The sequence below is a fragment of the Anaerococcus lactolyticus ATCC 51172 genome, from assembly GCF_000156575.1.
Taxonomy (GTDB): Bacteria; Bacillota; Clostridia; order Tissierellales; family Peptoniphilaceae; genus Anaerococcus; species Anaerococcus lactolyticus.
This window is the reverse complement of record NZ_GG666059.1, coordinates 1-11,224: the sequence shown is the minus strand read 5'-3', so window position 1 is coordinate 11,224 and position 11,224 is coordinate 1. Positions and strand designations below refer to the sequence as shown.

Sequence of the window (11,224 nt, the reverse complement as noted above, 5' to 3'; positions counted from 1 at the left end):
AAATTTTTTCTTTGATGTATTCCTCTACTAAATTTTCTAAACTAAATCCATTTTCATTAAATTTAACTTCTATATTCCAACCATCAATTTGATTTATCATCTGTTTATCTTTTTTATCTGTTTTCATTTCTGTATTTATATTATGTTCATCACACATAATATCTTCTCCTTATCTTCAATTTCTTTAAGTTTTTTGACATTAACAGGCGTGTAGGTCACGACATTGGAATTTCACCACCGCCCCTTTTCAAGATGAGCCGGCAACAACTGTAGAAGTATCATTATCCCCATTTGCTTCAATGCATCAGTTTCCTAGGCTGAATATATAATTTCTTTTTATCGCTCGTTTTCTTTTATCCTTCTTTTAACTAGAGTATTTATTTAAACCGAAACTCTTATCAGCAGAAAAGTCATGGCGAAGAAATTATAAAGCTCCACAAATGGTTAATGTCCTGTCTTGGTCTATTCAGTTGTCAAGGTTCAAATCTATATATAACGAGGTTTTAAAAGTCCCTCTATATATAAACCTTAATTTTTATGCCTCTTGTTTCCATTTTTTTTGAAGTATTTTTTAATTTCCCATAAAACAAGAAGATCCTTAGTAATTCCCTAACCTTCTACATCGAGTAGTTTTTTTAGTTTTTGTAATATTTTATTTCTTGATGTGAAAATTTTTTTGGAAGATACATCTTTTTCTTTTGCTAGATCTCGGATTGTTTTTTCTTCAAAATATAAAGCATCGATTATCTTTCTTTCTTCCTCATTTAAGTTATCAAGTGCCTTATATAGATCCCCTATTCTAAGCTTAGTCTCAATTATCTTTTCTACATTTACACTTTTATCTACTATATTTTCTATAGCATCATTTTCGCTTGTAAAATAAAGATCTCTATACTTTCTATCTAGTCTTGATAGATACTCTTCACGATTCTTTAGTTTCTTATATTCTCTATAAATTTCATCGCTTACATATATTTTCTTTCCATCCACATAAATATATTTTTCTTTAGACATCTTGTCCTCCTTTTCTTTTTCAAATTCTTTTTTGAAAATAAAAAAAGGAGGACTGCGACATTTAGACATGCCGCGTCCTCTAAAAAATAATAGTTTAAAAACTAAATGCAGTTTTTTATTAAATCTAAAAAATAAAAATAAATATGATGTTTAAATAGGTAGATAAACTTATTATTTCCTTATATAGATTTTTTATCATTAAAGTATCTACCTCCATTACACATATATCTTTCTAAATATTGATATGAGCATAATTATCTTTTTTAGTATCTAAATATTTTATTGAAAGTATTAATAACTAAAGCTTGTCATGAAATTTATCAGCTTCCATGCTTGTGTGATTATCTAAATTATTATTAAAATAATTTATAAATCTGAGTTTTATTTGTTCTTTCAAATTCTTAAATTTTTTATCATCCTTAGATTCAACTAAAAAATAGCATATATAGATCTGAATTCTTCACAACTGAATATTTTATCTATTAATATTTCTATAATATTTGTATTAATAATACTGTCTACATCCTTTAATACAAATTCTATGAATTTCACAAAATTAAATTTTTCAGAAATTAAATCATATAAAATATCCTCTTTTCTTTTATAATAACTATATAAGCATCCTGTACTTATTCCCGCTTATATATCATTGTTGACTTATTAAACCTTTTGGAAATAAATACTTTTTTCCCAATTTTTTTGTATTTGTAATTTTTTTGATTGACGGATAATCTTTATCTTTTTGAATTTTCATTCACAATGAAAATCTCTCCTTTCAAAGTCTAAATATATTATTTTTTAAAATGTTATTTAGTTGCCTTTTACCATTTTTGAAAGAGCTTTTCCTTGCATTATTAATCCAACTATAATCATCAATAAATCAACTGCCGGCTCTGCCCACCAAACTGCACTACTACCAAAAATTTTAGGAAGTATTAACATAGCTGGAACAAATAAAATAAGTTGTCTTAGCATTACAATCTTTCCTGCCTTTTTGCCATCACCAATAGCTTGGAAAAATGTTATGGTCATAACCATTACTCCGTATAAAATAAATACTGAGTAAAATAATCTAAGATTATTCAATCCTTGTGATATTATTTCTTCACTTACATTAAATCCTGATAGAATTTCTCTTGTAAATATTTGTACAGGTATCCAAAATATTGCAGCAAGAACTAGTCCGCCTATTGAAAATACTTTCATAGTTTCTCTTACCCTATCAAATTTTTTAGCACCAAAATTTGTTCCAACGACCGGTTGAAGTCCTTGGCTCATTCCCCAAAGTGGAATGAATGAAAAGGCATAAATTCTTAGAGTTGCTGCCATTAATATGCCGTTTGTCTCTCCTCCGTATAAAAAGGCTTGTTTATATAAAAGTGTCTGTTGAATCATAAAGAAAACTTGCATAATCATTGCAGAAACTCCTACACCAAACATTTCTTTATAAACTTCTTTATACTTTCTAATTTTTCCTATTTTTACATTTTCACTTTTATTTTTAAAGTAATATAAAGTTACAATAGCTTGAATAATTTGAGCAACTACGGTTGCAATGGCAGCCCCTTCTATGGCATATTCTCCCATAGCTTTCATAAGTATTGGATCAAGAATAATATTTATAAAGGCTCCCATTGCCATAATTCCCATGGCTCTTTTCATAAGACCTTCGCCACGCATAACCATATTAGCTGATTGTGTGAAGTTTACAAAAATAGAGCCTAAAAATATTACCCTTAAGTACCTAACTCCAAGTTCTTTAATCTCTCCACTTGCACCTACTAAGTCTAGAAAATGTGGAGCTAAAATTATTCCTCCAACTGTAATTATTACGGAAAATAAAATTACAAAATAAATCAAATTTCCCATAATCTTATCTACGGTTTCTCTATCACCTTTTCCAAGAGATCTAGATAAAATTGATGCACTTCCCACTCCAAGTAAAGTTGATGTACCACTGTTAAGAAATGTAAGTGGAAGTGCAACTCCACAAGCGGTCATTGCACTTTGTCCTATAATATTTCCTGCAAAAATTCCATCCATTAATGGATATAATCCTATAACTATCATTCCGATTACGGCCGGAATTGATAGTTGAAACATTAAAGATAATGGACTTTTTGTAAGAAGTTGTTCTTTCATATCCTGTTTCACGTACTTACCTCCATTTATAATAAATATTTTCTCACAGTATTTTTACGCCATTATTTTTATTTTGCAGCTCTACCATATTTTTATAAATCCCATTTAAAGAAATTAGTTCATTATGGGTTCCTTGTTCTACAATATTGCCTTCCTTGATTACAATAATATTATCGGCATCTCTAATAGTATTTAATCTATGAGCGATAACTAATAATGTTTTATTCTTTACCAATTCACTGATTGCTTCCTGTATATAGCTTTCATTATCCACATCAACACTTGCTGTTGCTTCGTCAAGAATTACAATAGGAGCATTTTTTAATATACAGCGAGCAATAGAAATTCTTTGTTTTTCACCACCAGATAGAGTTGCACCTCCCTCTCCGATCATTGTGTCAAATCCATCAGGAAGTGCCATAATAAAATCATAACATCTTGCTTTTTTGGCTGCTTCTATAACTTCTTCCTTAGTTGCATTTTCTTTTCCCATAGCAATATTATTAAAAATTGTATCTTGGAATAAATAAACTCTCTGGAAAACCATACTGATTTCTGACATCAATTCAGACAGTGAAACATCCTTTATATTCACACCTCTAATCAAAATTTCTCCAGAGTCTACATCCCAGAATCTTGCCAAAAGATTTGCCACTGTGGATTTCCCTCCACCGGACTGCCCAACTAAAGCCGTCATTGTATTCTTATTCATTTTGAAACTCATATCATGCAAGACCTCTTTTTCACCATAAGAAAATTTAACATGATTAAAACAAATTTCAGGTTCTGAGTTATCAGAATTTGAAATTTGTTTTTTGCCCACATCTTGCAGTTCGGTTTCATTTAACACTTCTTCAATGCGATCTAAAGCAGCGTTCATTACAGTAAGCCTTGTAGCTTCACCATAAAGTGTTTTTAAAGGGCTAAATAAGTCAAACACAAACAAAATAAGCCCCAACATATATGGAAGTCCCAAAGTTCCTTTACTATTAAGATATAAAGCCACTGCCAAAATAAATGTAATTCCAATCCCATAAATAATATTTAAACCGGTTGTCCATGGTGTTATTTTATTTTCAAATTTTATAGATGTCTCCTTTGAGGATATAAAATTATCTGTAAGAGATTTAGAATTTTCACCTAAAAGGTTGTAACTTTTAATAACACTGATCCCCTCAGCAAATGACAAAACTGCATCTGTTAGTTTTTCACTTTGTTCTTGTCTAATAACCGATTCAGATAAAGACATTTTGTTCATGCTATTTGCAAGCAGTGTTGCAACCAGTGTTACACACATCGCAATCAGTCCAATTCTGTAATCTAAAACAAACATGAATATTGTTAGTACAAGCGTTGATAATACATAGCTCATCATATTTGCAATCGTACTCATGGAAACTTCTTCAATAAAAGCCATGTCCGAACTTAAAACAGAATTTATTTTTCCTAAATTACCTGCTGTAAAATATCCCATTGGAAGCTTTCTAAGATGATTCCCAAGCTCCATTCTTTTATCAGCAAAAATCATAAAGCCAGCTGCACTTTGTAATTTATCGCTTAAGAAGTGAACCACAGCTTGTAATAAAACCACTAAAACAAGTCCTACTCCGACATATAGAAAAGTTTTGGGGGTATTCGTTTTTTCATAAAATCCAATCAAAACGGTAAATGCAATAAATATAGGCATTTTACTTAATATAGATTCAACAAAGGCAAATATAAATGCGGACTTTATTCTGTTTTTGTATTTACCTGATAAATTTAAAATTCTTGAAATTAGTCTAAACATTCATTTCACCTTTCTTTCTGCTGATTTTCCAATCTTTACTAAATAGTGTCGCATCCCATAATTTGCGATATTCTACCGAAGATTCTAATAAATCTTTATGCTTTCCATTCGCAACTAAACGACCATGATCCATAACCAATATCTGATCTGCATCTACAATAGACGGCAACTTATGTGCAATAACAATTAAGGTTTTGTCTTTTACAAGTTCACGAATAGCCGCTTCCATTTTTTCTTCATTTTCCGGATCTGCGTAAGCTGTTGCCTCATCAAGCACAACAATCGGAGCATTCTTCAAAATGGCTCTTGCTAATGATATTCTTTGCCTTTCTCCACCTGAAAGCATCTTTCCTGCTTCTCCAGCTAAAGAATAAATGCCATTCGGAAGTCTATTTAAGAACTCCATGCACTGGGCTTTTTTAGCTGCTTCTATAACATCATCATCACTGGCATCTAAATTACCAATGCGAATATTTTCTAAAAGCGAGGTATTAAACAGATATTGGTCTTGTGCTACATAAGAAATTTGTTTGTTGAGTGATTCCAATCTTATATCCTGTATGTCTTGTCCACCAATACTTATGCTTCCATCTAAAACATCATAATAATGAATTAAAAGTTTAGCCAAAGTACTTTTTCCTGAACCGGATTCGCCAACAATCGCTGTCTTTTCGCCGGCTCTTGCCGTAAAACTAACATTATGAATAACATTCTTAATATAGGTTTCAGGCTGCCCATTTTCTCCCATTTTTCTTAACTGATAGCCAAAGGTAACATTGTCAAATAAAATAGTCTGTCCTGTTCCCTTAAAATCATTTTCTCCCTGTTTTAAAGGAGCCATATTTAAGGCTTGTTCTAAAGCAGAAATTTTATAATTTAACTGCGGCATAGTTGGTAAAAATCCGAGAGCTTTCAGTAGTGGTAAGCCTATACTTAAAGAAAGGCATAATATTAATATTAAGTTAGAAAGGCTTGCATAGCCCATATATACAAAGTAGCCACCAAGCGGCAATGTTAAAATAATTGTGCATGGAAGTAAGGCACTGTATAACGCCATCCATGGCCATGCCGTCTTATACCAAGCAAGTGCATAATCTCTGTAATTACTGATATCTTTAGAAAGGCGTTCATAAGACTCTGTTTGCTTATTAAATACTTTTACAACTTCCATACCGTTTACATACTCAATAATGGTATTATTCATTTTTCCACTTGCCATATAATATGGACCCATTTGTTTCATACCTACAGAGTACATAATCATCATTGCGAGAACGCTAATCGGAATAGAAGCTAATGACATTAAAGCTAATCTCCAGTCAATAAAAAACATTGAAACATAAACCATAATAGGTACAATTAAATTAGCTATTCCTTCAGGAAGCGAATGAGCTAAAAGCACTTCTAAACTACCAATATCATCCACGAACATTTTTTTGATTGTACCCGTCCCTTTTTCTTCAACAACACCCAATGGAAGAGCTTCCATTTTTTTCTGTAAAGATGTTCGAAGTCCAAGTAACGTGTTGTATGCTGCTTTATGTGAGACATTAAGACCTACTCCACCTAAGACAGCTTGTAATACTAAACAAACTAAAATGCTTATCAATAAAAAAACAATTCTTTCAAATTCCAATTGTTTACCTAAAACAAGTGGATTGATGATTTTATATACAAATAGAAAGGGTAACACACCCATAATTACACTAATAAGCATAATAAAACTTGCTAAGTGAATTGATTTTTTATGCGTACCAGCATATTCGAAAACCTTATTTAACATAGTTTATCTCCTTCCATAAAATTTTTTTATCCATAAAATCCATGATCAACTCTTCATTTCCTTTTACAGATATTTTTTTATAATCCTTATCACCGAGCATTAAGACGGAATGACAGGTTTTAAATAACAGCTCTAAGTCATGAGTAATTATTATAATTGGAATCTCCTTTGCTTTTTCTTTCATTAATTCGGACATGATTTTCATACTTTTATAATCAAGCCCTGATGTTGGTTCATCCAAAATTATTAGCTTACGACCTGATAAAAATGAAGTGATAATTGCCAATCGTTGTTTTTGTCCCCCTGATAATTTCTGTGGGTGATTGGTTTTCTTATTCCACAAATCTGTATCTTTTAAGTAGTTACGGATTTCTTCTAAATCACTTTCTGAATTTTTATCTTTGCAAAATATCAGTTCATTTTCTACTGTGTCTAAAAAAATCTGAGCATCTACATCCTGTAATACACAGTATGAGTTTCTGAGCCTTTCCTTTTGTTTATGCCCATAGTTTACATCTAAATATTTTTCAGATAATCCGCATAATGCTTTTGCTAAAGTACTTTTCCCAATACCATTAGGACCAATAACTCCCATTATTTCGCTTTTCCCAAGCTCAAAAGTTAAATTTTTTATCAAGGTTCTTTTCCCTTGATGGATACAAGCGTTATTTAGTTTTATGTAGCTTTCAGCTACAATCGGTTCTATTTCTGATACCAATTCTCTTTCATTAAGTGTTCTTAACTCAAGTTCCTTACATTTATCATTACTAAGACTCCCATTCGGAAAAATACCACATATTGTACCATCTTTTATATAAATCAACCTGTTAAAAATCTCTTTTAAATAATAGAGTCTATGTTCCGCTATAATTATTGTCTTCCCCATCGCTTTCAATCTGAGAAGTATTTCACTGAAGTGTTTTATACTATCGTAATCGAGGCTACTTGATGGCTCATCAAAAAAAATAATATCTGTATCATAGATAAGAGTTCCAGCTATAGCTACTTTTTGCTTTTCTCCTCCTGATAATTCAAAAATGGATTTTTTGCTGATATGGCTTATTCCTAATAAGTCCATTGCTTCTTCAACCTTTTCTTTTAATGTATCCCTGTCTAAGCCCAAATTTTCACCCACTAAAGCAATTTCATCTTCAACAACATCACAAAAAAATTGATCTTTAGGATTTTGAAATACATTGCCAATATATTTAGCTAACTCTCCCTTTTTATATGCCGTTATATCTTTCCCTAAAATCTTGATTTCTCCGTCCAAATCACCATCATAAAAGGATGGAATAAGCCCGTTTAGTAATCTTAAAAGTGTCGTTTTTCCGCATCCGGAAAGACCCGTTAAGACTACAATTTCGCCTTTGTTTACGGACATTTTTAAATTTTTTAATATCAAATCTTCTCCATAATGAAAAGATTTGATTTCTGCCTCTAAAATTTTTTCCATAAACTCGCCCCCAACAAAATCATCCCTCCGACTATCATTGCGATATCAATAAAAGTAATTTTCACCTCATGAAAACTTGTTTTTTTCCCATCGTATTCAATTCCTTTTGATATAATTGAACAAGTTAAGGTGTCGCTTATGTCTATGCACTTATACATAAGAGGAACAAAATATAACTCAAATGTTCTAATTGGTTTGAAAATACTTGCTTTAAATCCTCTAATTTTCATGCCGTTGTTTATTTCCTTCATCCTAATAGAGATTTCTGGAATAAAACGAAAAAATACTGTGATTCCTATACCTATTCCACCATCAACTCCAATTTTTCTAAATGCAGCAATTAGATGCGAGGAGCTATATGATGACAGAACTCTTCCCAATATGAAAAGTGGAGCAAACTTCAACACTACAAGTAGCATTGTATATATAGAGCCAATCAAAACATTTCCTAAATGAGGTTTTAGTAAATAAATAAGTCCCCATACTATAAGCAATGAACATATCGTTCTAAATGCTTTTTTGATAGAAAATAAAAATAATAACCCTAAAACAAAAATAAGGGAAAATAGGTATTGCGATTGTTCTCCTACCGTTAAAATAACTGAAAACAATAAAATCAACCCAACTATAGTAAGTGGGTTGATTTTATCTGATAGTTGGTGTTTGTTTTTATTATTTTTTTTCATCTCTACAAAACACTTTTTTTCTTCCTATTGCTAAAAAATTTATTATAAATGTATGTCCCAAAATAAGCACCTATGACTGAAGCTACAAGTGAAATCAACAGACAAATCAATATGTTTCTAGGAGTGTAAAAATTATAAAGGAATGTTGCATAATCTTTTGTAAACATTTTTGGAAATTGCTTTGCAAGTCCTTCTACACCAAATACAAACATAAAATACATAGCATGTAAGGAATATATGAACATACCTGCTCCAAACGCAGTTCCAATCCTCATATTTTTATTCACATAATTTTCCTTTTTACCAATTACAAGTTCTGCTAAAATTCCTGCAATAGCACAAACAACGATTACTGGCCACATTCCCATGAGAACATAGAAAACACCCATCAATAGAAAATATAAAAATGCTGTACCTCTTTGTTGAACCTGTTTACACATAATAACAAAAACCGGTGCTACAATAATTGTTGGCAAGGCTGACGATAAATATAAACTTGGGAGCATTCCAAAGGATCCCGTCAAAAATCCTAATCCCATTGTCAAAACAAATCCAATAACTGAAAAAACAGCTATTTTTACAACACTTTTTAAATTCATAAGTTAATCCTCCTTAAAATTTTATTTATGTCTAATACATAGATATTAATTTTTAACTCCATAATCTCCACGACCAATATAACTAAGTTATATTTAAGTTAAAAATCAATTATAACTAAGTTATATTTAGCTAAAATTTATTTATAATCCTCGAATTTTTCTCCATCCTTCATTAAAGAACTGTGAAATCAAACTTGCATTTAATTTTACTTCTTCTTTATTTTGCGAATGAACTGCTACTTCTGACAAAGCATAAAAATATGCATGATTCAGCAAGTGTATTCCTCTATTAGTTATTACATCATTGACATTATTTTCGCCATAAATCATACTTAGAATTTTAAAATGATTTTTGTCTTCTCTCTCAATGATACTATCTAAAAAGTTATTATGTTTTGTTCCATAAGAACTGAATATTAAAAGTTCAAACACATCTTTATGTTCAAAGAAATACAGTACCATTTCAATAGCACCTTGTGCTTTTGATTCCAAAACATTCTGAATAGCTTCTCTACTTATTGGGCTTTCTTTCTTATAAACATCAAAACTCTTGTCTTCATACATTGTATAATATATGTTTATTTGGTCTATAAGAGGTTCAACCAATTTACAGAAAAGATCTTCTTTATCTTCAAAATGTCCATAAAAAGCACCTGTTGTCACGCCCGCAGCTTTACATATTGCTCTTAGATTAGCTTTTTCAAATCCTTTTTCTTTGAAAATTTTTTTGCCACAATCTAATATCTTTGAGTGAGTTACCTCATAATCTCCATTAGCCACTATTCACTACATTCTCCTTTCAAATATAACTTAGTTATATTATAACACACCTTGCTTTTAATTTCAATGCTAATACATGTAGGTACTATACCTTTAATATAAATAATTTAATTCCTATATGCCATAATGTAATTATTTGATATCTGAACCCCTTTAATTCCAAATTTATGTAATTCATTAATAATACATTCATTATCTATATTTTCCCATTCCAATGTATATACTATCTGTCTTTGTAAAATTTTATCTCTATTAAGATTAATCAGAAACTTCCATTGAAACTTGTTTTTTTTAATATGTTTTTTTCTTTCATTATCAATTCATATTCATAATCTCCTACTCTCACATTTTCCAATACAGTTCCGTTCTTTATATAAAAATAGCAAAAATAGCAAAAATAGCAAGCACAGTAAGTGCATATGCACTTACTAAAAATGAAATAAGAATACTACTATTATATCGCTTATTTTTTCCCATTTTACTTGTTGGGGAATATCCCCAAACCCCTAAATTTATAATGATTAAATTCAGCACAAACTCTTATAATAGCCCCAACGCAAACTTGAATATTATCTCAAAAAGTGATAAAATATAAATACTAAAGAATTAAATCAGGAGATTTCCAGACGAAATATATAGAATAAATTAAACCTGTAAGTCAAGTTATCCTACTTGAATTTACAGGTTTTTCTTTTTTATTTCGATTAATAAATTTATTAAGGAGGTCAAATTATGACAAGTAGATTTAGAAATAACGGAATTTATTTAATGTTATCTGATGAGGAGTTAGAATTGCTAAATAAAAAATATAAAGCATCTAAGTGTAAAACTCTTAGGCAATTTATTATGAAATGTATTTTAGAAAAAGATATTTATGTATTAGATATGGATGTCTTTCGTGAAATGTCAACAAATATAAGTCGTACTTCAAATAATATAAATCAAATTGCTAAAAGGGTAAATACTACATCAATG

Annotated in this window: 9 protein-coding genes; 1 reads left to right on the top strand and 8 read right to left on the bottom strand. The window is 30.4% G+C overall.

The annotated features are described in order from the left end of the window. Positions 1-609: 609 nt before the first annotated feature. The 8 genes from HMPREF0072_RS10080 to HMPREF0072_RS10045 all read right to left on the bottom strand — a co-directional run bounded on the left by HMPREF0072_RS10080 (position 610) and on the right by HMPREF0072_RS10045 (position 10,249). Positions 610-1,014: a sigma factor-like helix-turn-helix DNA-binding protein gene (locus tag HMPREF0072_RS10080; RefSeq protein WP_248601181.1), complete on the bottom strand. Its 405-nt coding sequence runs from the start codon at positions 1,012-1,014 to the stop codon at positions 610-612. 810 nt (positions 1,015-1,824) lie between these two features. Then, positions 1,825-3,168: an MATE family efflux transporter gene (locus HMPREF0072_RS10075; protein WP_004830174.1), complete on the bottom strand. Its 1,344-nt coding sequence runs from the start codon at positions 3,166-3,168 to the stop codon at positions 1,825-1,827. 31 nt (positions 3,169-3,199) lie between these two features. Beyond that, on the bottom strand, positions 3,200-4,945 hold the full coding sequence (locus tag HMPREF0072_RS10070) for an ABC transporter ATP-binding protein (RefSeq protein WP_004830166.1): 1,746 nt from the start codon (positions 4,943-4,945) through the stop codon (positions 3,200-3,202). Next, positions 4,938-6,728 (bottom strand): ABC transporter ATP-binding protein, encoded by a 1,791-nt coding sequence (locus tag HMPREF0072_RS10065; RefSeq protein WP_004830165.1) that lies wholly within the window; start codon positions 6,726-6,728, stop codon positions 4,938-4,940. Before HMPREF0072_RS10065 ends, HMPREF0072_RS10070 begins: the two co-directional genes overlap by 8 nt. Next, positions 6,718-8,184 (bottom strand): ABC transporter ATP-binding protein, encoded by a 1,467-nt coding sequence (locus tag HMPREF0072_RS10060; protein WP_004830163.1) that lies wholly within the window; start codon positions 8,182-8,184, stop codon positions 6,718-6,720. The genes HMPREF0072_RS10065 and HMPREF0072_RS10060 overlap by 11 nt, the downstream gene beginning before the upstream one ends. Beyond that, a complete protein-coding gene (locus tag HMPREF0072_RS10055) occupies positions 8,169-8,870 on the bottom strand; it encodes an energy-coupling factor transporter transmembrane component T family protein (RefSeq protein ID WP_004830161.1) in 702 nt (233 codons plus the stop codon). The genes HMPREF0072_RS10060 and HMPREF0072_RS10055 overlap by 16 nt, the downstream gene beginning before the upstream one ends. 2 nt (positions 8,871-8,872) lie before the next feature. Next, positions 8,873-9,469, bottom strand: coding sequence for an MptD family putative ECF transporter S component (locus HMPREF0072_RS10050; protein ID WP_004830159.1), 597 nt, complete (start codon positions 9,467-9,469; stop codon positions 8,873-8,875). Positions 9,470-9,610: 141 nt separating this feature from the next. After that, positions 9,611-10,249 (bottom strand): TetR/AcrR family transcriptional regulator, encoded by a 639-nt coding sequence (locus HMPREF0072_RS10045; protein ID WP_004830157.1) that lies wholly within the window; start codon positions 10,247-10,249, stop codon positions 9,611-9,613. Positions 10,250-10,981: 732 nt separating this feature from the next. On the opposite strand from HMPREF0072_RS10045, the gene HMPREF0072_RS10040 reads away from it, so the two are divergent. After that, the coding region (locus HMPREF0072_RS10040; RefSeq protein WP_004830156.1) for a plasmid mobilization protein at positions 10,982-11,224 on the top strand (243 nt) is incomplete at its 3' end.

Excerpts from the sequence above, each read along its gene's own strand:
- HMPREF0072_RS10080 (WP_248601181.1), bottom strand. The coding sequence starts at position 1,014 with ATGTCTAAAGAAAAATATATTTATGTGGATGGAAAGAAAATATATGTA.
- HMPREF0072_RS10070 (WP_004830166.1), bottom strand. The coding sequence starts at position 4,945 with ATGTTTAGACTAATTTCAAGAATTTTAAATTTATCAGGTAAATACAAA.
- HMPREF0072_RS10065 (WP_004830165.1), bottom strand. The coding sequence starts at position 6,728 with ATGTTAAATAAGGTTTTCGAATATGCTGGTACGCATAAAAAATCAATT.
- HMPREF0072_RS10060 (WP_004830163.1), bottom strand. The coding sequence starts at position 8,184 with ATGGAAAAAATTTTAGAGGCAGAAATCAAATCTTTTCATTATGGAGAA.
- HMPREF0072_RS10055 (WP_004830161.1), bottom strand. The coding sequence starts at position 8,870 with ATGAAAAAAAATAATAAAAACAAACACCAACTATCAGATAAAATCAAC.
- HMPREF0072_RS10050 (WP_004830159.1), bottom strand. The coding sequence starts at position 9,469 with ATGAATTTAAAAAGTGTTGTAAAAATAGCTGTTTTTTCAGTTATTGGA.